The sequence below is a fragment of the Pseudomonas fulva NBRC 16637 = DSM 17717 genome, from assembly GCF_000730565.1.
Taxonomy (GTDB): Bacteria; Pseudomonadota; Gammaproteobacteria; order Pseudomonadales; family Pseudomonadaceae; genus Aquipseudomonas; species Aquipseudomonas fulva.
The window spans coordinates 37144-58340 of the sequence record NZ_BBIQ01000009.1; the positions used below are offsets into that span (position 1 = coordinate 37144).

Below are 21197 nucleotides of genomic sequence, written 5' to 3' on the forward strand. Positions count from 1 at the left end.
TGTTGCCTCGCTAACGAATCATGACTCCCCTAGAACGCTATCAAGCAGATCTGAAACGTCCCGATTTCTTTCATGACGCGGCGCAGGAAACTGCGGTGCGTCACCTGCAGCGCCTGTACGACGACCTGGTGCAGGCCCAGAACAACAAGCCGGGTGTATTCGGCAAGTTGTTCGGCAAGAAGGAGCAGACCCCGGTCAAGGGCCTGTACTTCTGGGGCGGGGTAGGGCGAGGCAAGACCTACCTGGTCGACACCTTCTTCGAAGCGCTGCCGTTCAAGCAGAAGATGCGCACGCACTTCCACCGCTTCATGAAGCGTGTCCACGAGGAGATGAAAACCCTAAAGGGCGAGAAGAATCCCCTGACCATCATTGCAAAGCGCTTCAGCGATGAGGCCAAGGTGATCTGCTTCGACGAGTTCTTCGTCTCGGACATCACCGACGCCATGATCCTGGGCACCTTGATGGAGGAGCTGTTCAAGAACGGCGTTTCCCTGGTGGCCACTTCCAACATCGTGCCGGACGGCCTCTACAAAGATGGCCTGCAGCGTGCGCGCTTCCTGCCGGCCATCGCCATGATCAAGCAGTACACCGATGTAGTGAACGTCGACAGCGGTGTCGATTATCGCCTGCGCCACCTGGAGCAGGCCGAACTGTTCCATTACCCGCTCGACGAGGCGGCGCAGCAGAGCATGCGTGCCAGCTTCAAGGCGCTGACGCCCGAGTGCACGGCAGCGGTCGAGAACGACGTGCTGATGATCGAGAACCGTCCCATTCATGCGCTGCGCACCTGCGACGATGTGGCCTGGTTCGACTTCCGCGCCTTGTGCGATGGGCCGCGAAGCCAGAACGACTACATCGAACTGGGCAAGATCTTCCATGCGGTCCTGCTGAGCAACGTCGAGCAAATGGGCGTGGCAAGCGATGACATCGCGCGTCGCTTCATCAACATGGTCGACGAGTTCTATGACCGTAACGTCAAGCTGATCATCTCGGCCGAAGTGGAACTCAAGGACCTGTACACCGGTGGGCGCTTGAGCTTCGAGTTTCAGCGCACGCTGAGCCGACTGCTGGAAATGCAGTCTCATGAATTCCTGTCCCGCGCGCACAAGCCTTGAAAACCTGGGGCTGCCTTGCAGCCCATCGCCTAACTGCCGGCGATGGGCTGCAAGACAGCCCGATTGCGCTCAGGCCTCTTGCATGAACTGCTGGCGATACTGATTCGGTGACAGGTCGGTGTGCTGGCGAAACAGCCGGGCGAAGAAGCTGGCATCGTCATAGCCCACCTCGTAACTGATGGTCTTGATGCTCTTGCGCGTGCTCGACAACAGCCCCTTGGCCGTCTCGATGCGCAAGCGTTGCAGGTAATGCAGCGGCTTGTCCCCGGTTGCGCCCTGGAAACGGCGCATGAAATTGCGAATGCTCATGCCGTGGTTGCGGGCTACGTCCTCGAAGCGAAACTTGTCGGCGAAATGCTCTTCCAGCCAGTGCTGAATCTGCAGGATGATCAGGTCCTGGTGCAGCTTCTGGCCGCCAAAGCCCATGCGTCCCGGCGTGTAGTTGCGCTGCACCTCGTACAGGATGTCGCGCGACACGGCCCGCGCCACATTGGCCCCGCAGAAGCGCTCGATCAGGTAGATGTACAGATCGCAGGCTGACGTGGTGCCGCCAGCGCAGTACAGATTGTCCGCATCGGTCAGGTGTTTGTCCTGGGTCAGGCGTACGTGTGGGAAGCGCTCGGCAAAACTGTCGAAGAAACGCCAGTACGTGGTCGCTTCCTTGCCGTCGAGCAGGCCTGACTCGGCCAGCCAGAACACGCCGCTGGCCTCTGCACACAGCACGGCGCCCCGCGCATGCTGTGCCTGCAGCCAGGGCAGCACCTGCGGATAACGTTGCAACAGGTTGTCAAAATCGTCCCAGAACGCCGGAAGGATGATCACATCGGCATCATCCAGGCCGCCGTCCACCGGCAGCTGCACGTTGCTGAAGCTCTCTACCGGCAACCCGTCAGGGCTGACCAGGTGGATCTCGAACATGGGTTGCAAGCCCAGGCCAAGCTGCTTGCCGTAGCGCAAGCTGGCCAGGTGAAAGAAGTCCTTGGCCTGCATCAAGGTCGAAGCGAATACCTTGTCAATGGCCAGGATGCTGACGCGCCGCAACGACGCGGAGGGTTGGGTAAACATCATTGTCATTGTTCTTATAGGATGGAGTGGTCAATCACTGGCTGGATCGTCTTATTTTTTACGGGTCATGTCTAGCCTGGTAGACAGCGCCGCCCGCTTCGCGGGTAAACCCGAGAAGCAAGCGGCGTTGGGTGCGTGCTCAGGGCGCGGGGTTGGGTTGATCCTGGTGGATGGCCTCGATGGCTGCCAGCAGTTCGTCATCGAGGCTGAGTTCGAGGCTGGCCAGGTTGCTGTCCAGTTGCTCGAGGCTGGTGGCACCGATGATGTTACTGGTCACGAACGGTTGACGGGTAACGAAGGCCAACGCCATCTGCGCCGGATCGACACCATGTTCCCGGGCCAGCTGTACATAACGCTCGCAAGCGGCCACTGTCTGTGGGTTGGAATAGCGCGCAAAGCGGCTGAACAGGGTCAGACGCGCCTTCTCCGGGCGGGCGCCGCCGTCGTATTTGCCCGAGAGCATGCCAAAGGCCAGGGGCGAGTAGGCCAGCAGGCCGCACTGCTCGCGAATGGCGATTTCGGCAAGCCCCACCTCGAAGCTGCGGTTGAGCAGGTTGTAGGGGTTCTGGATGGAGACGGCCCGAGGCCAGCCACGGGTTTCGGCCAACTGCAGGAATTTCATGGTGCCCCAGGGGGTTTCGTTGGACAGCCCGATGTGGCGGATCTTGCCCGCGCGCACCTGCTCGTCGAGCACCTCCAGGGTTTCTTCCAGTGGGGTGAAATGGTCCTGCGGCAGGTGCTGGTAGCCCAGCTTGCCGAAGAAGTTGGTGCTGCGCTCAGGCCAGTGCAGCTGGTAGAGATCGATGCGATCGGTCTGCAGGCGCCGCAGGCTCTCTTCCAGTGCCGCGACAATGTGTTGCCGGTTGTGCCTGAGTTGACCGTCGCGGATATGGCTGATGCCATTGCCGGGGCCGGCCACCTTGCTCGCCAGTACCCAGTCGTCCCGATCGCCCTGGCGGGCGAACCAGTTGCCGATGATGCGCTCGGTGGCGGCATAGGTTTCCGGGCGCGGGGGTACCGGGTACATCTCTGCAGTGTCGATGAAGTTGATGCCTGCGGCCTTGGCCCGGCCAATCTGTTCGAATGCCTGGGTCTGATCGTTCTGTTCGCCCCAGGTCATGGTGCCCAGACACAGCGCGCTGACTTCGAGGTCGGTGCGACCCAGCTGACGGTAGTCCATCGGTTGCTTGCTCCTTGGCTATGGTCATTCATCAAAGCAGGTTGATATTTTTCCCGCAATCTGGATAATTCAGCCCCTCTCCGCGTGGCGGAAGTGATGCACCATCACGCAGGAAGAACCCCGTCGAACATTGGCGTGCCTGACCCGAGCCCCCAAAAGCGTCAGCGTTCGGCTGCGCGCTTGCCCTTGGCAAGCTGTGCACTATCCAGTAAGATTCGCCGTCTATTTTTCGCTGGGCGGCCTCTGAGGCTTTAGAGAATGAAAACTTTTACTGCTAAACCGGAAACAGTAAAGCGCGAGTGGTTCGTAGTCGACGCCGCTGGCCAGACCCTGGGTCGTCTGGCTACCGAAATCGCTAGCCGTCTGCGTGGCAAACACAAGCCAGAATACACCCCTCACGTTGATACCGGCGACTACATCGTCGTCATCAACGCCGAGCAGGTTCGTGTGACGGGTGCCAAGTCTTCCGACAAAATGTACTACTCCCACTCCGGTTTCCCAGGTGGTATCAAGGAAATCAACTTCGAGAAGTTGATCGCCAAGGCCCCTGAGCGTGTTATCGAGACTGCGGTCAAAGGCATGCTGCCGAAGAACCCGCTGGGTCGCGACATGTACCGTAAGCTGAAAGTGTACGCGGGTGCTGCTCACCCACACACTGCTCAGCAGCCTCAAGAACTGAAGATCTAACGGGATAGTTCATTATGTCGGCGACTCAAAATTACGGCACTGGCCGTCGCAAGACCGCAACCGCTCGCGTATTCCTGCGTCCGGGTACTGGTAACATCTCCATCAACAACCGTTCTCTGGACGTGTTCTTCGGTCGCGAAACCGCTCGCATGGTTGTTCGCCAGCCACTCGAGCTGACCGAAAGCGTTGAGAAATTCGACATCTACGTCACCGTTTCCGGTGGTGGTGTCAGCGGTCAGGCCGGTGCGATCCGTCACGGTATCACCCGCGCTCTGATGGAATACGACGAAACCCTGCGTGGCGCACTGCGTCGTGCTGGCTACGTCACCCGCGACGCTCGTGAAGTCGAGCGTAAGAAAGTGGGTCTGCGTAAAGCGCGTAAGCGTCCTCAGTACTCCAAGCGTTAATACCGCTTCGGCAGTCGAAAAAAGCCCGGTTCCTTGGAACCGGGCTTTTTTTTGCCTTGAATAATTCACCCGCTCGGCGGTGAGCGTCTTTCCCATAGACGTAGATCAAGCAAAGCGTGGGTAGTGGCCGTGCAGCCCGGTAATCACCTTGTCAGTGTGTGGTTTTGTTACTTACCATGGCGACCAATTTTTAGCGCCACTGACACAACCTAGGTACGAGCCTGGTTCAACAGGCCAAGCAAGCTGATGGGAGAGGACTGAATGAGCAATGACGGCGTCAACGCAGGCCGGCGCCGCTTCCTCGTAGCCGCGACATCCGTGGTCGGGGCAGCGGGAGCAGTGGGGGCTGCGGTACCGTTCGTGGGGTCATGGTTCCCCAGTGCCAAGGCGAAAGCTGCAGGTGCACCGGTAAAGGTCAACATCGCCAAGGTCGAGCCAGGGCAGCAGATGGTTGCAGAATGGCGAGGGCAGCCTGTATTCATCGTGCGGCGAACGGCTGAGATCCTCGGCAATCTCAAGAAAATAACCGGCGAACTGTCAGACCCCGATTCCCAGGCATCGGACCAGCCGACCTACGTCGATCCGCAGGTACGCTCCATCAAGCCGGAGATCCTCGTGCTGGTTGGTCTGTGCACGCACCTGGGTTGCTCGCCGACGTTCCGCCCTGAAGTGGCCCCTGTCGACCTCGGACCCAAATGGGTCGGAGGTTATTTCTGCCCCTGCCATGGTTCCCACTACGACATGGCGGGGCGAGTGTACAAGTCGCAGCCGGCACCGCTGAACCTGCCGGTGCCGCCGCATGCCTACGAGTCCGACGAAATCATCGTCATCGGTATCGACCAGGAGAACGCATGATGAGCAAGTTCATGGACTGGATCGACGCGCGTTTCCCTGCCACCAAGATGTGGGAAGACCACCTCAGCAAGTACTACGCGCCCAAGAACTTCAATTTCCTGTACTTCTTCGGCTCTCTGGCCTTGCTGGTGCTGGTCAATCAGATCGTCACCGGGGTCTGGCTGACGATGAGTTTCACGCCTTCGGCCGAAGAGGCATTCGCCTCGGTCGAATACATCATGCGTGACGTGGAGTACGGCTGGATACTGCGCTACTTGCATTCGACAGGTGCGTCGGCCTTCTTCATCGTCGTCTACCTCCACATGTTCCGCGGCTTGCTGTATGGCTCCTACCAAAAGCCCCGGGAGCTGGTATGGCTGTTTGGTATGCTGATCTACCTGGCGCTGATGGCTGAGGCGTTCATGGGCTACCTGCTGCCATGGGGGCAGATGTCGTATTGGGGCGCACAGGTGATCATCTCCCTGTTCGGGGCCATTCCCGTCATCGGCGATGACATCACCCAGTGGATTCGCGGCGACTACCTGATTTCGGGCATCACGCTCAATCGCTTCTTCGCCCTGCACGTGGTGGCCTTGCCGATCGTCATTCTGGGCCTGGTGGTGCTGCACATCCTGGCCTTGCACGAAGTCGGCTCGAACAACCCTGACGGCATCGACATCAAGAAGCACAAGGACGAAAACGGTATCCCGCTGGACGGCATTCCGTTCCACCCGTACTACACCGTCAAGGATATCGTCGGGGTGGTCGTGTTCCTGTTCGTGTTCTGCGCCGTGGTGTTCTTCTTCCCGGAAATGGGCGGATACTTCCTGGAAAAACCCAACTTCGAACAGGCCAACGCCTTCAAGACCCCTGAGCACATCGCGCCGGTGTGGTACTTCACGCCGTTCTACGCCATCTTGCGCGCCGTACCGGACAAACTGATGGGCGTGATCGCCATGGGCGCTGCCATTGCCGTGCTGTTCGTGCTGCCCTGGCTGGACCGCAGCCCCGTTCGCTCCATGCGCTACAAGGGCTGGATAAGCAAACTCTTCCTGCTGGTGTTCTGCGTCGCCTTCATCGTCCTCGGCGTGCTGGGGGTACTGGCGCCGACGCCTGGGCGTACCTTGCTGTCGCAGGTGTGCACGTTCCTGTACTTCGCCTACTTCCTGCTGATGCCGTTCTACACAAGGCTCGAGAAGACCAAACCGGTTCCGGAAAGGGTGACTGGCTGATGAAAAAGTTGATTGCTGTAATTCTCCTGGCAGTGATGCCTGCATTCACCCTTGCTGCAGAGCATGGCGTGGAACTGGACAAGGTCGATATCGACCTGAGCGACAAGGCGGCGATGCAGGACGGTGCGCGCACGTTCGCCAACTACTGCATGGGTTGCCACAGTGCCAAGTTTCAGCGCTATGAGCGTGTGGCCGATGACCTGGGCATACCCCACGATGTGATGCTTGAGAACCTGGTGTTCACCGGGGCAAAGATTGGCGACCACATGCAGATTGGCATGAAGCCCAGCGATGCCAAGACCTGGTTCGGTGCCGCGCCGCCCGACCTTACCCTGGTGGCGCGGGTCAGGGGTGCCGACTGGCTGTACAGCTACCTGCGCAGTTTCTACGAGGACCCATCGCGGCCCTACGGCGTGAACAACAAGGTCTTCCCCAACGTCGGCATGCCGAACGTGCTGGTTGGCCTGCAGGGAAACCAGGTGATCGGCTGCAAGCAGGTGCAGACGGTGGTGGATGGCAAAAAACAATTTGACCCATTGACCGGCACGCCGTTGACCCATGAAGCCTGCGATCAGCTGACCATTACGCCGAATTCCGGTACCCTGACCACCGAGCAGTTCGACGAGAAGGTCAAGAACCTGGTGACCTTCCTGGCCTATTCGGCCAACCCGGTCAAACTGGAAAGTCAGCGCATTGGTACTTACGTATTGCTGTACCTGGCTTTCTTCTTCGTATTCGCCTATTTGCTCAAGCGTGAATACTGGAAGGACGTGCACTGATCACGCAGTAACCTCTGGTTGTTGAACGCGCCTGTGGCGCACTGGCAGTTATGCCAGTGCGCCACAGGCGCGTTTTCATTTACAGTTTTTACAAGCATCCCTCGAGAGGAGGCGCTACATGGGCGTAACCAATGGGTTAGCCTGCTATTCCGACCCTGCCGATCAATACTCGCATCGGGTTCGCCTTGTGTTGGCCGAAAAGGCCGTTGACGCGCACATCATCGACGTCGATACCGGCAAGATCCCGCCGCGGCTCGCCGAACTGAACCCGTATGGCAGCGTGCCGACCTTGGTGGATCGGGATTTGGTTCTGTACGAGTCGACCGTGATCATGGAATACCTGGAGGAGCGCTATCCGCACCCTCCGCTGATGCCGGTCTATCCGGTCGGGCGTGGCAATAGCCGGTTGCTGATGCACCGTATCCAGCGAGACTGGTGCAGCCTGGCCGATCAGATTCTCGACCCACGCACCAGTGAGGCTGCCCGTGCAGAGGCTCGCAAGGCACTGCGCGAAAGCCTGACCGGTGTCTCGCCGCTGTTTGCCGAGTTCGCCTGTTTCATGAGCGATGAGCAAAGCCTGGTCGATTGCTGTCTACTGCCCATACTCTGGCGTCTGCCGATGATGGGTATCGAATTGCCGCGGCAAGCCAAGCCGCTGCTGGATTACATGGAGCGACAGTTCGCCCGGGAATCATTCCAGGCAAGCCTGTCGTCCGTTGAACGCGAAATGCGCACGCTTTGAGGAGCTGTTGATGAACTCCAGTCGCCCCTATCTGGTTCGAGCACTGTACGAGTGGATCGTCGACAACGATTGCACACCCCATATGTTGGTCAATGCCGAGTACCCGAAAGTACAGGTGCCGGACGGTTTCGCCAGTGATGGCCAGATCGTCCTGAATGTGTCGCCAAGCGCTGTGCGCAGTTTGCACATGGACAATGACGCCGTCAGCTTCGAAGGCCGTTTTGGCGGTGTGCCCCATTCATTGTTCGTGCCCATTGGCGCGGTGCTGGGTATCTATGCCCGCGAGAATGGACAGGGCATGGTCTTCGAGTTGGAGTCTTCGATGATGGAGGACGACGAGATCGAGGACGATCAGGAGCAGCCTGATGATGATGGGCCGCCAGAAGGCGGCGGGCAGCCTCCGCGCCCAAGCGGGCGGCCAAGTTTGAAAGTGGTGAAATAAAAAAAGGCGATCCGCAAGGATCGCCTTTTTAGCCTGGGCAATAGACGAGGTGCGCGCTGGTCCGCGCTGCCTGCGGGCTCACGTGTTCAGTCGATGTACTCGAACAGTTTCACGATCTTCTGCACGCCAGACACGCTCTGCACGACGGCAGTGGCGGCATTGGCCTCCTGCTGGGTGACGAGGCCCAACAAGTACACGATGCCATTCTCGGTGATCACTTTGATCCGCGAGCTGGGTACTGCTGTATCGGTCAGCATCTGGGTCTTGATCTTGGTGGTCAACCACGCGTCGTTGTTGCGTGCCAGGATGGAGGAGGGCTGCATGACCTGCAGTTCGTTATGCACCTTCTTGACGCGTTGGACCTGGCTGGCCGTCTGTTCAGCAAGGCTCTTGAGTTCGGCGCGTGGTGTCTGGCCAGCCAAGAGCACGATGCCGTTGTAGCTGCTGACGACGATGTGCGAGCCCTTGTCCAGGTCTGGGCTGGCCTTGGCGATATTCACCGAGGCCTTGGTCTCGATCAGTGAGTCGTCGATCTTGCTGCCAATGGTACGAGTGCCTCGGTCATCCTCGATGGGCGAATTACGAGCAGAGTTGAGTACCGAACTGCAGCCGGTGACGCTCAGGCACAAGGTCAAGGCCACAAGGCCAATGCGCATAGGGGTCATTCTTCACTCCCGAACAGTTGGCTGTCGATCAGATCGCACAGGCAATGGATCGCCAGCAGGTGGACTTCCTGGATGCGAGCGGTCACCGTCGAGGGTACCCGAATCTCGACGTCCTCTGGCAGCAAGAGCGAGGCCATGCCCCCGCCGTCGCGGCCGGTCAATGCTACGACAATCATTTCGCGGTCATGTGCGGCCTGGATGGCCTGGATGACGTTGGCGGAATTGCCGCTGGTAGAGATGGCCAGCAGAACATCCCCAGGTTGGCCCAGGGCGCGGATCTGCTTGGAAAATACCTCGTTGTAACTGTAGTCGTTGGCAATCGAGGTCAGGGTCGAGCTGTCGGTGGTCAGCGCGATCGCTGGCAGGCTGGGGCGTTCGCGCTCGAAGCGGTTGAGCAGCTCCGAGGAGAAATGCTGCGCATCGCCGGCCGAGCCGCCATTGCCACACGCGAGCATCTTGCCCTCGTTGAGCAGTGCGTTGACCATGACCAGGCTGGCCTGCTCGATGTGCGGTGCCAGGATGTCCATTGCCTGTTGCTTGGTATCGATGCTGGCCTGGAACAGCCGGCGGATTCGGGATTGCATGTCCATCTGGTGACCTTAAATGGGGCGGAGGCCGGCGCGGCACGCGACGGTAATCAGCCCGCGAAACATAGAGCAAAAAGAACGGAGTGGGTTCAGCATTCGAAGGCGTTTTTCAACCATTCGAGCGGCTTGCCAGCATGATGGCTGCCTTGCAGGGCAACCACGTCGAAGCGGCAAGGACAGTTGCCCCATTGAGGCTTCTGATGCAGGAACAGGCTGGCGGCAAGCACCAGCCGCTTCTGCTTGCGCTGATCGATACTGCCGAGGGCGCCACCGAAGCGTGCGTGCAACCGATAGCGGACTTCGACGAATACTACTGTATCGGCGTCGAGCATGACCAGATCAAGCTCGCCTCCTTTGCATCGCCAGTTGCGGGCAATCAGCTTGAGGCCATGCCCTTGAAGGTACTCAAGGGCCTGGTTTTCCGCCGCTTGCCCGGCATGGCTTGGCGAGGCAGGGGGCATCAACGGGGCGTGTCGGGGAGGCGCTTGACCTGGCCACCGGCAAACTCTGCCCACGGCAGCTGACGCTCAACGCGTTGGCTGGCATTGATGCCCAGGTTGCCAGACAGGCCCTGGATACGGCTGTCAGGCAGAGCCTTGAGCTGCCCCAGGCGCGGGGCCAGGCTGTAGGCGTCCACCCCCATGGCATACAGGCGACCCAGGCTGCCGGCAGCTTGCGGCCATTGCTGTACCACCTGCTGGCGGAGGCTGTTGCTGCTGTCGAGCAACCATGGGGTTTCACAGAAACGGATGCCGTTCATGTCGTTGTACTGGTTCACATCGCCGCTGGCGCTGTACAGGTTGGAGGTGGCATAGACCGGCACATCACCTGCGTACTGGAAGTTCAGGGTCGGCTTGATTTGCTGTGCCTGCTGTGGGGTGGCTGCGAGGAACAGGAAGTCGATGTCCTGGCGACGCGCGGGCTGGGCAGCGATGCTGCCGCCCACGGTGCTTTGCACGCTCTTGGCGCGACCTTCGCTTTGGCGCAGCTGGAACAGGTCGGCAATCTGCTGGGCCAGTGCCACGGGCTGGGCAATACGCTCTGCAGCCAGCAATGTGCCGCCGTTGCTCTCCCAGTCCTGACGGAACGCGGCCAGTACACGGTCGCCCCATTCCCCGCTCGGCACCATGGCAACGGCACGGACCATGCCGTCTGCGCGCGCCCTGCGGGACACCTCGCGGGCTTCGTCCTCGGCGGCAAGGCCAAATTGGAACAGTTGAGGCGGCGCTTTCTGACCGGCGTCGGCGTAGTTCAGTGCCAAGGTTGTGATCGGAAGCTGCGGTTTGGCAGCCAGTTGCTTGACCAGCGGTTTTTCCAGCGGGCCAATGACAAGCTGCACGCCATCGGCCTGGGCCTGGCGGTAGAAGTCGTCCAGCGACCCTAGGCGGGAGCTGTCGACCATCTGCACGGACGGGGCAGGCTGCCCGGATTGCTGGGCCTGGAAGTGGGCAGCCATGAAGCCGTCACGCAGCGCACGCGCCACGCCAGCCAATGGGCCTTCCTGGGGAAGTAGCAGGGCGATGCGCGTCAGAGGCTGGCTAGCCAGCTCCTTGAGCTTGGTCAGAGCGGTTGGCAACTGTTTCGCGGCAGGATGATCCGGGTGCTGTTTGACCCAGTCGTCGATCGCTGCCTGTTGCTGTTCCAAGGTACCAGCGCCCTTGACGGTCAGGGCCAAGCTGGACCAGCCTGCCAGGACAGGATCGCTGGTGGGCTGTTGCAGTTGCTCGTTCGACAGCGAGGCGACCAGTGACCAGATGGCATCGTGGTTGGCGCTGGCAGCTTGCCCGCTGAGCAGCGGTGCCAACAGCACGCGCTGCTGGGCGGCGGCCATGGCCTGCCCGTCGGCCTCCAGGGCGGCGGCGTGTACCGAATAGGTACGCACTTGCTGTTGCGCAGGCAATTCGGGCACGTGCTGCAGGCTGGGGTGCTGCAATGCGCTCAGGGCCGCCTTGGGTTGATTGCGGCTCATGGCAAGTTCGGCCGCCAGCGTAACGGCGAACACCTGCTGGGCTGGCTTGAGCGTCTCTACCTGGACTTGTTCGAGAATGCGTGCGGCGCGCGGGAAGTCCTTTTGCTGGTAGGCCATGTCTGCGGCGCTCAGGCGCAGCAGTGCGGCATCTTCGGCAGACTTGCTGGAGGTCGCCCTTTCGAGCAACTGCTCGATGCTGGCATCCGGCGTACGGGGGAGCTCGCCAAGGCTGGATGAGGGCGAACTGGCGCAAGCTGCCAGCAGGGCAGCGAGACAGAAGGCTGTGAGCAGCCGCAGGCAGGCGATCATGTAATTGTCCTGTTACTCGATCAAGTTGGCTGGCGATTGTACCCAAGCGCTGGCTGGGGCGCGATGTCGCCGTGTGAAAGCATCACTATAGGCCTGCTGCCGCGCAGCGGCGTTCAACTTCTTTGCGCGCTGTTGCGGGTGCTCGGGCTACAATGCCCGCTTTGATTTCAATCGCAGGTGCGTGCAGTGACTGATGTGGCCGGGGCTTCGACCGCCCCCGTGGGAACGCTTTATGTGGTGGCAACACCTATCGGCAATCTTGACGACATGAGTGCCAGGGCGCTGAAGGTGCTGGCAGGCGTGTCCCTGATTGCTGCCGAGGACACGCGCCATTCGATCCGCCTGCTTCAACACTTCGGCATCGACACTCCGCTGGCCGCCTGTCACGAACATAACGAGCGGGACGAGGGGGGGCGCTTTCTGACCCGGCTATTGGCCGGCGACGATGTGGCGCTGGTGTCTGACGCAGGCACCCCGTTGATTTCGGATCCGGGTTATCACCTGGTCCGGCAGGCTCGCAGTGCAGGCGTACCCGTGGTGCCGGTACCTGGCGCCTGTGCCTTGATCGCCGCACTGTCGGCGGCAGGCTTGCCTTCGGATCGTTTCATCTTCGAAGGTTTCCTGCCGGCCAAGGCAGCGGGGCGCCGCGCCCGTCTGGAGCAGGTCAAGGAGGAGCCGCGTACCTTGATCTTCTATGAGGCGCCGCATCGCATCCTGGAGTGCCTGGACGACATGCAGGCAGTGTTTGGCGCAGATCGCCCAGCGGTGCTGGCGCGTGAAATCACCAAAACGTTTGAAACCCTCAAGGGCCTGCCTTTGTCCGAGTTGCATGCGTTCGTGGCCGGCGACAGCAATCAGCAGCGGGGTGAATGCGTGGTATTGGTAGGCGGCTGGAGCGCCCCGGAAGGCGAGCAGGGGATTGGCACCGAGGCGCAGCGGGTACTTGACCTGCTGCTGGCCGAGCTTCCGCTCAAGCGGGCCGCGGCGCTGGCGTCGGAAATAACGGGCGTACGCAAGAACCTGCTGTATCAAGTTGCGCTGGAAAAACAGAAAGAGCAGTAGTGGCTAATTGATATATGTGGCGGTAACGCTTGTTCTTGGCAGCATCTGCCGGTACTCTTTGCGCCGGAGAGTCGATCGGACAGTCGCTGCCCGTTTAAGTTCCACCGCATTGCGGTGTCGCTGGCGGGGGGAGGAAAGTCCGGGCTCCGCAGGGCAGAGTGCCAGGTAACGCCTGGGAGGCGCGAGCCTACGGAAAGTGCCACAGAAAACAACCGCCTAAGCACTTCGGTGCCGGTAAGGGTGAAAAGGTGCGGTAAGAGCGCACCGCACGGCTGGCAACAGTCCGTGGCTAGGTAAACCCCACTCGGAGCAAGACCAAATAGGGTTCCATCAGGCGTGGCCCGCGTCGGAACCGGGTAGGTTGCTAGAGGCGTCCAGTGATGGCCGTCGTAGAGGAATGACTGTCCTCGACAAAACCCGGCTTACAGATCGACTCTCCACCTTTTCCTTCCTGCTTGAATCGATAGCAGATCTCATCTGGTAATGCCGAAAAAATCTTACTCTTGATAAATCACTTTAAGTTCGGCCCGCATCGGGTTGTGCGCGTTTGATTTCTCAAGTCTTTTTATTCCCCAGATAGTCTTTCCACATTCCTTTAACGCGCTAAATCTCGGTCATGTAAGGCTTTTCCTTCCGAACGTGCCTTGACGGTGCTGCGGGCGGATTCCTATAGTGTGCGCAAGTGGCAGAAAGTGGGATGAAGTGGGTTTTCTGACACAAAAAAGCTAATATTGTGGGGAATCGCAGCCGTGTTTCGCGGAGCCAATGCCGTCAGTCTGGATGCGAAGGGCCGTCTCGCCATGCCGAGCCGGTATCGTGACGAGCTCGATTCGCGTTGCAACGGGCAGCTGATCGTGACCATCGATGCTGTCGATCCCTGTTTGTGCGTCTACCCGCTCGATGAGTGGGAGCAAATTGAAGCCAAGTTGCGAGCCTTGCCGTCGCTTCGTGAGGAAAACCGCCGCCTGCAGCGCTTGCTGATCGGTAACGCGGTCGACCTTGAGCTTGATGGCAGTGGTCGCTTCCTGGTGCCGCCCCGCTTGCGTGAGTACGCCCGGCTGGACAAGAAGGCGATGCTGGTGGGGCAACTGAACAAATTCCAGCTGTGGGATGAGGAAGCCTGGAACACGGTTTCGGCAGCCGACCTCGCAGCTATCCAACAACCGGGCGCCATGCCCGACGAATTGCGTGACCTGATCCTGTGACCATAGATAGCGGCTTCAACCACATTACCGTCCTGCTCGACGAAGCTGTCGAGGCACTGGCCTTGCGCGCCGACGGTTGCTATCTGGACGGCACCTTTGGCCGTGGCGGACACAGTCGGTTGATTCTCAGCAGGCTCGGCCCACAAGGGCAGCTACTGGGCTTTGATAAAGATCCACAAGCGATTGCCACAGGGCAAGCGCTGGCGGCCGAAGACGGCCGCTTTGTCATTGTGCAGCGCAGCTTTGCCGAGCTGGGTGCAGAAGTGGCCGAACGCGGCCTGCACGGCAAGGTGAGCGGGATACTGATGGACCTGGGTGTGTCCTCACCTCAGCTCGACGACCCGGAACGTGGCTTTAGCTTTCTCAACGACGGGCCGCTGGACATGCGCATGAATCCCGATCAGGGCATCAGCGCCGCCGAATTCATTGCCACCGCGCCGGTCGAGGAAATCGCCCGCGTGTTCAAGGAGTATGGCGAGGAGCGCTTTGCCGGCCGTATGGCCCGTGCCGTCGTCGAGCGCCGTGAAAAGCAGCCGTTCACCCGCACCGGTGACCTTGCCGAGGTTCTCAAGGTAGCCAACCCTGCGTGGGAGAAGGGCAAGAACCCTGCCACCCGCGCGTTCCAGGGCCTGCGTATCCATGTCAACAACGAACTCGGTGACCTGGAAACCGGGCTGCAAGCGGCTATCGACGCGCTGGAGGTTGGCGGTCGCCTGGCCGTGATCAGCTTCCACTCGCTCGAAGACCGGATCGTCAAGCTGTTCATGCGCAAACTGGCCAAGGGCGAAGCTGACAACCTGCCGCGCAACCTGCCCGTGCAGCACAAGGTGTTCGAGCCCAAGATCAAGCTGATCGGTAAAGCCCAGTTCGCCTCCGATGCAGAGCTCAAGGCCAACCCCCGCTCACGCAGTGCGGTGATGCGTGTTGCGGAGAAATTGCGGTGAGCAAGTTGTTCGCCAAACCTCTGCCGGGCGGCAGCTTCCTCATGCTCATGCTGTTCGTCGGCGTGCTGGGCTCGGCCATTGCCGTGTCGTATAGCGCGCACTGGAACCGGCAATTGCTCAATACCCTGTACGGGGAGCTGAATGAGCGGGACAAGGCCCAGGCCGAATGGGGCCGGTTGATTCTGGAACAAAGCACCTGGACGGCGGCCAGCCGCATCGAAAACCTGGCCACCGAGCAGCTCAAGATGCGTGTGCCAGCCGCTGACGAAGTGCGGATGGTGGCGCCATGATGAAGCTCGAAGGCGCACTCTACCCCTGGCGGTTCCGCGTAGTCGTTGGCCTGCTGGCGCTGATGGTCGGCGCCATTTGCTGGCGCATCATCGACCTGCAGGTCGTCGACCGCGATTTCCTCAAGGGGCAGGGCGATGCGCGCAGCCTGCGTCACATTCCTATCCCTGCGCACCGTGGCTTGATCACAGACCGCAATGGCGAGCCACTGGCGGTCAGTACGCCGGTCACCACCCTGTGGGCCAACCCCAAGGAAATGCAGGCTTCGCGCGATCGGTGGCCGCAGTTGGCAACCGCCCTTGGGCAGAATCCACAGCAGCTCACCGAGCGCCTGACCCAGCAGGCCAACAAGGAATTCATCTACCTGGTCCGCGGCCTGACGCCGGAGCAGGGGCAGCATGTGCTGGACCTGAAGGTGCCAGGCGTCTATGGGCTGGAAGAGTTCCGCCGCTTCTACCCCGCTGGTGACGTGACCGCCCACATGGTCGGTTTTACCGACCTGGATGATCACGGTCGCGAAGGTGTCGAGCTGGCCTATGACGAGTGGCTGGCCGGTGTGCCGGGCAAGCGGCAGGTGATCAAGGACCGGCGCGGTCGCCTGATCAAGGACATCCAGGTCACCAAGAACGCCAAGGCAGGGAAGACCTTGGCGTTGTCGATTGACCTGCGCCTTCAGTACCTGGCTACCCGCGAACTGCGTAACGCCATCGCCGAGCAGGACGCCAAGGCCGGTAGCCTGGTGATCATGGACGTCAAGACCGGTGAGGTTCTGGCGATGGTCAACCAGCCTACCTACAACCCTAACAACCGCCGCAGCATGTTCCCGGCGGCCATGCGCAACCGGGCCATCATCGACGTGTTCGAGCCTGGTTCCACGGTCAAGCCCATCTCGATGAGTGCCGCACTGGAAAGTGGCCGCTGGAAGCCCACCGACAAGGTCGAGGTTTACCCGGGCAGCTTGCAGATCGGTCGCTACACCATCAAGGACGTGTCCCGAAGCGAAGGTCCGATCCTCGACCTGACCGGCATTCTGATCAACTCCAGTAACGTGGGCATGAGCAAGATCGCCTTCGATATCGGCGGCGAAGCCATCTACCGGGTCATGTCTCAGGTCGGGCTGGGTCAGTACACCGGCCTGGGTTTCCCGGGTGAGCGCGTCGGCAACCTGCCCAACCACCGGGAATGGCGCAAGGCCGAAACAGCCACGCTGTCGTACGGCTACGGCGTTTCGGTCACCGCCCTGCAGCTGGTGCATGCTTATGCAGCCTTGGCCAACGACGGCAAGATGGTGCCGCTGTCGATCCTCAAGGTGGACAAGGCGCCCGAGGCCGTCCAGGCGATTCCCAAGGACACCGCAGAGACTGTGCAGGGCATGCTCCAGCAAGTGATCGAGGCGCCGCGCGGCGTATTCCGTGCCCAGGTGCCGTTCTATCACGTGGCCGGCAAGTCCGGTACCGCGCGTAAAGCCACGGTGGGCTCCAAGGGCTACACCGAAAATGCCTATCGCTCGCTGTTCGCAGGTTTCGGTCCGATGAGCGATCCGCGTTATGCGATCGTCGTGGTGATCGACGAGCCCGGCAAAGGCGGGTACTTCGGCGGTCTGGTATCGGCACCTGTGTTCAGCAAGGTCATGTCCGGCACCCTTCGGTTGATGAACGTGCCGCCAGACAACCTGCCGCCCCCTGCGCCGGCAGCGCCGGCAAGCCAATCGCAAGTCAATGCAGCAGCTGCCAACGGAGGGCGTGGATAATGACAATGCCATTGAGCAAGCTCTTCGCCCATGCCAGCCGCGATCCGCTGATTCGTGAACTGACCCTCGACAGCCGCAACGTGCGCCCAGGCGACCTGTTCCTGGCGGTGCCTGGGGCCAAGGTCGACGGCCGCGAGCATATCGCCGACGCGCTGGCCCGTGGCGCTGCCGCCGTGGCTTACGAGGAACAGGGCGCCACGGTGCTGCCGCTGACCGATGTACCGCTGATTCCAGTCAAAGGCCTGATCGCCCAGCTGTCGGACATCGCCGGGCGCTTCTATGGCGAGCCCAGCCGCCAATTGAACCTGGTGGGCGTGACCGGCACCAACGGCAAGACCAGCGTTACCCAACTGGTGGCACAGGCGCTCGACCTGTTGGGCCAGCGTTGCGGCCTGGTGGGTACCCTGGGGACGGGTTTCTACGGCGAGCTGAAAAGCGGCCGCCTGACCACGCCTGACCCGATCGCCGTGCAGTCGACCCTGTATGACTTGAAAAAACAAGGCGCCAAGGCCGTGGCCATGGAAGTGTCCTCCCATGCCCTGGAACAGGGGCGTGTAGCGGCCCTGGCGTTCGACATCGCGGTGATGACCAACCTGTCCCGTGACCACCTCGACTACCACGGCAGCATGCAGGCCTACGAAGCGGCCAAGGCCAAGCTGTTTGCCTGGCCAAGCCTGCGCTGCCAGGTGGTCAATCTGGACGACGACTTCGGTCAACGCCTTGCTGACGCCTACGCTCGCAAGCCGATGGCCGATCGCATCGATACCCGGCTGATCAGCTACAGCCTGGAGCATCCCGACGCCTCGCTGTATTGCCCCGAGGCCACGTTCGACGACGATGGCGTCTGCGCCACCCTCGTCACCGCCCAGGGCGAGCGCACGTTGCGCACGCAGCTGCTGGGTCGCTTCAACCTGAGCAACGTATTGGCGGCCGTGGCGACCTTGCTGGCATTGGACTACGCGCTGGACGAGATCCTCAAGGTCATGCCGCAGCTGCACGGCCCTGTTGGCCGCATGCAACGCCTGGGCGGCGGTGAAAAGCCCCTGGTGGTGGTCGATTACGCGCACACGCCCGATGCCCTGGAAAAAGTGCTCCAGGCCCTGCGCCCTCATGCCCACGGGCAACTGCTGTGCCTGTTCGGCTGTGGCGGCGACCGTGACCGGGGCAAGCGCCCGCTGATGGCAGAAGTGGCCGAGCGCCTGGCCGACCGGGTGCTGGTGACCGACGACAACCCGCGGACCGAAGACCCGATGCGCATATTCGACGATATTCGTCCCGGCTTTACGGCGCCGACCGAGGTGGCGTTCGTGCCCGGTCGCGGCGAGGCCATCGCCCAGCTGATCGCCGGTGCCGGCGCCGCCGACGTCATCGTGCTGGCCGGCAAGGGACATGAGGATTATCAGGAAATCAACGCGCAGCGGCATGCATTTTCCGATTTGACCGAGGCCGAAAAGGCACTCGCAGCCTGGGAGGCCCCCAATGCTTGAGGCGATGACGCTCAGCCAGGTGAGCTCCACCTTGCACGGCCGCCTGACCGGCGCCGATGCTCGCTTCGATGGCGTCAGCATCGACAGCCGTAGCGTCGTGCCGGGGCAGCTCTTCGTTGCCCTGACCGGCCCGCGCTTCGACGGCCATGACTACCTGGCAGACGTCAAGGCCAAGGGCGCCGTGGCGGCGCTGGTAGAGCGCGAAGTGCAAGGCGTCGACCTGCCGCAATTGGTGGTCGCCGATTGCCGCCTGGCCCTTGGCCAGCTTGGAGCACTCAACCGGGCCGCCTTCGACAAGCCCGTGGTGGCCATTACCGGGTCCAGCGGCAAGACCACGGTCAAGGAAATGCTCGCCAGCATTTTGCGCACGCGCGGCCTGGTGCATGCCACACGAGGCAACCTGAACAATGACCTGGGCGCGCCCCTGACCTTGTTGGAAATTGCCCCCGAGCATAGCGCCGCCGTCATCGAGCTGGGCGCCTCGCGCATCGGCGAGATTCGCTACACCGTGGGCCTGACCCAGCCTCAGGTGGTGATCATCAATAATGCCGGCACCGCGCACGTGGGTGAATTCGGCGGCCCGGACAAGATCGTCGAGGCCAAGGGCGAAATCCTCGAAGGGCTGGGTGAGGGCGGTACAGCCATTCTCAACCTGGCCGACAAGGCCTTCGACACCTGGCGCACGCGTGCTGGCGATCACCGGGTCGTGAGCTTTGCGCTCGACGATCCCCGTGCCGATTTCCATGCCAGTGGCATTGGCCGTGATCCCCGCGGTTGCCCGTCCTTCACCCTGCACGGGGCCGGCGAGCAGGTGCAGGTGCAACTCAACGTGCTGGGCGTGCACAACGTCAGCAACGCCCTGGCCGCCGCCGCCGCTGCCCATTCCGTGGGCATCAGCCTGCAGGGTATTGCCGCAGGCCTGGCTGCGGTTCAGCCGGTCAAGGGCCGCACCGTGGCGCAGGTCACCCCGCGCGGTGCTCGTGTGATCGATGACAGTTACAACGCAAATCCCACCTCCATGTGTGCCGCCATTGATATACTCGCCGGCTTTTCCGGACGCACCGTCCTGGTGCTTGGAGAAATCGGCGAGCTGGGTCAGTGGGCGCAGGAAGGTCACCGTCAGGTGGGTGACTACGCACGCGGCAAGGTCGACGCCTTGTATGCGGTGGGTGCCAACATGGCGCACGCCGTCGAGGCGTTCGGGACCCATGGCCACCATTACGCTACGCAGGCCGCGCTGATCGAAGCAGTCAGTGCCGAAAATGCCAGCGATACCACTATCTTGATCAAGGGCTCGCGCAGCGCTGCGATGGAAAACGTCGTGGCTGCACTGTGCGGTGCCAGCGGGGAGAAACATTAATGCTGCTGCTGTTGGCCGAGTATCTGCAACAGTTCCACAAAGGCTTCGCGGTCTTCCAGTACCTCTCCCTGCGCGGGATTCTCGGGGTGCTTACCGCGTTGTCGCTGGCGCTGTGGCTGGGGCCGTGGATGATCCGTACGCTGCAAATTCGCCAGATCGGCCAGGCCGTGCGCAATGACGGGCCGCAGTCGCACCTGTCCAAGTCCGGTACGCCGACCATGGGCGGGGCGTTGATCCTGTCTGCCATCGCCGTCAGTACCTTGCTGTGGGCCGACCTGACCAACCGATATGTCTGGGTGGTGCTGATCGTCACCCTGGCCTTCGGTGCCATCGGCTGGGTCGACGACTACCGCAAGGTCATCGAGAAGAACTCCCGTGGCCTGCCAAGTCGCTGGAAGTACTTCTGGCAGTCGGTGTTCGGCCTGGCTGCGGCGGTGTTCCTCTACAAGACCGCCCCGACCAGTGTCGAGACCACCCTGATACTGCCGTTCATCAAGGACGTCACCATTCCCCTGGGCATCGGTTTCGTGGTGCTGACCTATTTCGTCATCGTCGGCTCCAGCAACGCCGTGAACCTGACCGATGGCCTGGATGGCCTAGCCATCATGCCGACCGTGATGGTCGGCGGGGCGCTGGGCATCTTCTGCTACCTGTCGGGCAACGTGAAGTTCGCCGAGTACCTGTTGATCCCGTACGTGCCCGGCTCCGGTGAGCTGATCGTGTTCTGCGGCGCACTGATCGGTGCTGGCCTCGGCTTTCTGTGGTTCAACACCTACCCGGCACAAGTGTTCATGGGCGATGTGGGGGCATTGGCGCTGGGCGCGGCGCTGGGCACCATCGCCGTGATCGTGCGCCAGGAGATCGTGCTGTTCATCATGGGCGGCGTGTTCGTGATGGAAACCCTGTCCGTGGTCATCCAGGTCGCTTCGTTCAAGCTGACCGGCAAGCGCGTGTTCCGCATGGCGCCGATTCACCACCACTTTGAACTCAAGGGCTGGCCAGAGCCACGCGTGATCGTCCGATTCTGGATCATCACCGTGATCCTGGTGCTGATTGGCCTTGCCACCCTGAAACTGAGGTAGATGCGC

Annotated in this window: 22 protein-coding genes and 1 other RNA gene; 17 read left to right on the plus strand and 6 right to left on the minus strand. The window is 61.3% G+C overall.

What is annotated here, in order from left to right:
- Positions 1-20: 20 nt before the first annotated feature.
- A complete protein-coding gene (zapE, locus tag PFU01S_RS10930; protein ID WP_027914467.1) occupies positions 21-1115 on the plus strand; it encodes a cell division protein ZapE in 1095 nt (364 codons plus the stop codon).
- Between the two features lie 69 nt (positions 1116-1184).
- Here the strand turns inward: zapE and PFU01S_RS10935 are convergent, their stop codons facing one another.
- Both PFU01S_RS10935 and PFU01S_RS10940 read right to left on the minus strand, forming a co-directional pair.
- On the minus strand, positions 1185-2081 hold the full coding sequence (locus PFU01S_RS10935; RefSeq protein ID WP_162832347.1) for a GlxA family transcriptional regulator: 897 nt from the start codon (positions 2079-2081) through the stop codon (positions 1185-1187).
- A 238-nt stretch (positions 2082-2319) separates the two neighbouring features.
- Complete coding sequence (locus tag PFU01S_RS10940) at positions 2320-3360, minus strand: NADP(H)-dependent aldo-keto reductase (protein WP_028687197.1); 1041 nt, start codon at positions 3358-3360, stop codon at positions 2320-2322.
- 258 nt (positions 3361-3618) lie between these two features.
- Between PFU01S_RS10940 and rplM the strand changes: the two genes are divergently transcribed.
- From rplM to PFU01S_RS10975, 7 genes are all read left to right on the plus strand, one after another.
- Entirely contained in the window at positions 3619-4047 is a 429-nt protein-coding gene (gene rplM, locus PFU01S_RS10945) for a 50S ribosomal protein L13 (RefSeq protein ID WP_003260798.1), read from the plus strand.
- 14 nt (positions 4048-4061) lie between these two features.
- On the plus strand, positions 4062-4454 hold the full coding sequence (rpsI, locus tag PFU01S_RS10950) for a 30S ribosomal protein S9 (RefSeq protein ID WP_003251821.1): 393 nt from the start codon (positions 4062-4064) through the stop codon (positions 4452-4454).
- A 261-nt stretch (positions 4455-4715) separates the two neighbouring features.
- On the plus strand, positions 4716-5309 hold the full coding sequence (petA, locus tag PFU01S_RS10955) for a ubiquinol-cytochrome c reductase iron-sulfur subunit (RefSeq protein WP_023534417.1): 594 nt from the start codon (positions 4716-4718) through the stop codon (positions 5307-5309).
- A complete protein-coding gene (locus PFU01S_RS10960; RefSeq protein WP_028687198.1) occupies positions 5309-6520 on the plus strand; it encodes a cytochrome b in 1212 nt (403 codons plus the stop codon). The genes petA and PFU01S_RS10960 overlap by 1 nt, the downstream gene beginning before the upstream one ends.
- Positions 6520-7299 carry a cytochrome c1 gene (locus tag PFU01S_RS10965; protein WP_027914471.1) on the plus strand — a complete coding sequence of 260 codons (780 nt, stop codon included), beginning with the start codon at positions 6520-6522 and terminating at the stop codon, positions 7297-7299. Before PFU01S_RS10960 ends, PFU01S_RS10965 begins: the two co-directional genes overlap by 1 nt.
- A 118-nt stretch (positions 7300-7417) precedes the next feature.
- Entirely contained in the window at positions 7418-8041 is a 624-nt protein-coding gene (locus tag PFU01S_RS10970) for a glutathione S-transferase N-terminal domain-containing protein (RefSeq protein WP_028687199.1), read from the plus strand.
- A gap of 10 nt (positions 8042-8051) precedes the next feature.
- Complete coding sequence (locus tag PFU01S_RS10975; protein WP_027914473.1) at positions 8052-8483, plus strand: ClpXP protease specificity-enhancing factor; 432 nt, start codon at positions 8052-8054, stop codon at positions 8481-8483.
- A gap of 86 nt (positions 8484-8569) precedes the next feature.
- Here the strand turns inward: PFU01S_RS10975 and PFU01S_RS10980 are convergent, their stop codons facing one another.
- The 4 genes from PFU01S_RS10980 to PFU01S_RS10995 all read right to left on the minus strand — a co-directional run bounded on the left by PFU01S_RS10980 (position 8570) and on the right by PFU01S_RS10995 (position 12013).
- Positions 8570-9148 carry a BON domain-containing protein gene (locus PFU01S_RS10980; RefSeq protein WP_027914474.1) on the minus strand — a complete coding sequence of 193 codons (579 nt, stop codon included), beginning with the start codon at positions 9146-9148 and terminating at the stop codon, positions 8570-8572.
- Complete coding sequence (locus PFU01S_RS10985; RefSeq protein WP_012274070.1) at positions 9145-9738, minus strand: phosphoheptose isomerase; 594 nt, start codon at positions 9736-9738, stop codon at positions 9145-9147. The genes PFU01S_RS10980 and PFU01S_RS10985 overlap by 4 nt, the downstream gene beginning before the upstream one ends.
- 86 nt (positions 9739-9824) lie before the next feature.
- Entirely contained in the window at positions 9825-10196 is a 372-nt protein-coding gene (locus PFU01S_RS10990) for a YraN family protein (protein WP_027914475.1), read from the minus strand.
- Positions 10196-12013, minus strand: a complete 1818-nt coding sequence (locus PFU01S_RS10995) for a penicillin-binding protein activator (RefSeq protein WP_027914476.1) — start codon at positions 12011-12013, stop codon at positions 10196-10198. Before PFU01S_RS10995 ends, PFU01S_RS10990 begins: the two co-directional genes overlap by 1 nt.
- Before the next feature lie 186 nt (positions 12014-12199).
- On the opposite strand from PFU01S_RS10995, the gene rsmI reads away from it, so the two are divergent.
- The 9 genes from rsmI (at position 12200) to mraY (ending at position 21191) form a co-directional block, all read left to right on the plus strand.
- Positions 12200-13075, plus strand: coding sequence for a 16S rRNA (cytidine(1402)-2'-O)-methyltransferase (gene rsmI / locus PFU01S_RS11000; RefSeq protein ID WP_027914477.1), 876 nt, complete (start codon positions 12200-12202; stop codon positions 13073-13075).
- Positions 13076-13142: 67 nt separating this feature from the next.
- Positions 13143-13516, plus strand: an RNA gene (gene rnpB / locus PFU01S_RS21425) — RNase P RNA component class A.
- 308 nt (positions 13517-13824) lie between these two features.
- Positions 13825-14280 carry a division/cell wall cluster transcriptional repressor MraZ gene (mraZ, locus tag PFU01S_RS11005; RefSeq protein WP_023534344.1) on the plus strand — a complete coding sequence of 152 codons (456 nt, stop codon included), beginning with the start codon at positions 13825-13827 and terminating at the stop codon, positions 14278-14280.
- Positions 14277-15224 (plus strand): 16S rRNA (cytosine(1402)-N(4))-methyltransferase RsmH, encoded by a 948-nt coding sequence (rsmH, locus tag PFU01S_RS11010; RefSeq protein ID WP_023534295.1) that lies wholly within the window; start codon positions 14277-14279, stop codon positions 15222-15224. Before mraZ ends, rsmH begins: the two co-directional genes overlap by 4 nt.
- On the plus strand, positions 15221-15514 hold the full coding sequence (ftsL, locus tag PFU01S_RS11015) for a cell division protein FtsL (RefSeq protein ID WP_023534348.1): 294 nt from the start codon (positions 15221-15223) through the stop codon (positions 15512-15514). The genes rsmH and ftsL overlap by 4 nt, the downstream gene beginning before the upstream one ends.
- Positions 15514-17262 (plus strand): peptidoglycan D,D-transpeptidase FtsI family protein, encoded by a 1749-nt coding sequence (locus tag PFU01S_RS11020; RefSeq protein WP_161631443.1) that lies wholly within the window; start codon positions 15514-15516, stop codon positions 17260-17262. Before ftsL ends, PFU01S_RS11020 begins: the two co-directional genes overlap by 1 nt.
- A complete protein-coding gene (locus tag PFU01S_RS11025; protein ID WP_028687200.1) occupies positions 17262-18749 on the plus strand; it encodes a UDP-N-acetylmuramoyl-L-alanyl-D-glutamate--2,6-diaminopimelate ligase in 1488 nt (495 codons plus the stop codon). The genes PFU01S_RS11020 and PFU01S_RS11025 overlap by 1 nt, the downstream gene beginning before the upstream one ends.
- The gene (locus tag PFU01S_RS11030; RefSeq protein ID WP_028687201.1) at positions 18742-20109 is read left to right on the plus strand and encodes a UDP-N-acetylmuramoyl-tripeptide--D-alanyl-D-alanine ligase; all 1368 of its coding nucleotides are present in this window, start codon (positions 18742-18744) and stop codon (positions 20107-20109) included. Before PFU01S_RS11025 ends, PFU01S_RS11030 begins: the two co-directional genes overlap by 8 nt.
- Positions 20109-21191, plus strand: a complete 1083-nt coding sequence (gene mraY / locus PFU01S_RS11035) for a phospho-N-acetylmuramoyl-pentapeptide-transferase (RefSeq protein WP_015271711.1) — start codon at positions 20109-20111, stop codon at positions 21189-21191. The genes PFU01S_RS11030 and mraY overlap by 1 nt, the downstream gene beginning before the upstream one ends.
- Positions 21192-21197: the final 6 nt, after the last annotated feature.

Excerpts from the sequence above, each read along its gene's own strand:
- PFU01S_RS10980 (WP_027914474.1), bottom strand. The coding sequence starts at position 9,148 with ATGACCCCTATGCGCATTGGCCTTGTGGCCTTGACCTTGTGCCTGAGC.
- PFU01S_RS10990 (WP_027914475.1), bottom strand. The coding sequence starts at position 10,196 with ATGCCCCCTGCCTCGCCAAGCCATGCCGGGCAAGCGGCGGAAAACCAG.
- PFU01S_RS10965 (WP_027914471.1), top strand. The coding sequence starts at position 6,520 with ATGAAAAAGTTGATTGCTGTAATTCTCCTGGCAGTGATGCCTGCATTC.
- petA (WP_023534417.1), top strand. The coding sequence starts at position 4,716 with ATGAGCAATGACGGCGTCAACGCAGGCCGGCGCCGCTTCCTCGTAGCC.
- PFU01S_RS10985 (WP_012274070.1), bottom strand. The coding sequence starts at position 9,738 with ATGGACATGCAATCCCGAATCCGCCGGCTGTTCCAGGCCAGCATCGAT.
- PFU01S_RS11020 (WP_161631443.1), top strand. The coding sequence starts at position 15,514 with ATGAAGCTCGAAGGCGCACTCTACCCCTGGCGGTTCCGCGTAGTCGTT.
- mraY (WP_015271711.1), top strand. The coding sequence starts at position 20,109 with ATGCTGCTGCTGTTGGCCGAGTATCTGCAACAGTTCCACAAAGGCTTC.
- PFU01S_RS11025 (WP_028687200.1), top strand. The coding sequence starts at position 17,262 with ATGACAATGCCATTGAGCAAGCTCTTCGCCCATGCCAGCCGCGATCCG.
- PFU01S_RS10995 (WP_027914476.1), bottom strand. The coding sequence starts at position 12,013 with ATGATCGCCTGCCTGCGGCTGCTCACAGCCTTCTGTCTCGCTGCCCTG.
- PFU01S_RS11030 (WP_028687201.1), top strand. The coding sequence starts at position 18,742 with ATGCTTGAGGCGATGACGCTCAGCCAGGTGAGCTCCACCTTGCACGGC.
- PFU01S_RS10975 (WP_027914473.1), top strand. The coding sequence starts at position 8,052 with ATGAACTCCAGTCGCCCCTATCTGGTTCGAGCACTGTACGAGTGGATC.
- PFU01S_RS10970 (WP_028687199.1), top strand. The coding sequence starts at position 7,418 with ATGGGCGTAACCAATGGGTTAGCCTGCTATTCCGACCCTGCCGATCAA.
- PFU01S_RS10960 (WP_028687198.1), top strand. The coding sequence starts at position 5,309 with ATGAGCAAGTTCATGGACTGGATCGACGCGCGTTTCCCTGCCACCAAG.
- PFU01S_RS10940 (WP_028687197.1), bottom strand. The coding sequence starts at position 3,360 with ATGGACTACCGTCAGCTGGGTCGCACCGACCTCGAAGTCAGCGCGCTG.
- zapE (WP_027914467.1), top strand. The coding sequence starts at position 21 with ATGACTCCCCTAGAACGCTATCAAGCAGATCTGAAACGTCCCGATTTC.
- rpsI (WP_003251821.1), top strand. The coding sequence starts at position 4,062 with ATGTCGGCGACTCAAAATTACGGCACTGGCCGTCGCAAGACCGCAACC.
- rplM (WP_003260798.1), top strand. The coding sequence starts at position 3,619 with ATGAAAACTTTTACTGCTAAACCGGAAACAGTAAAGCGCGAGTGGTTC.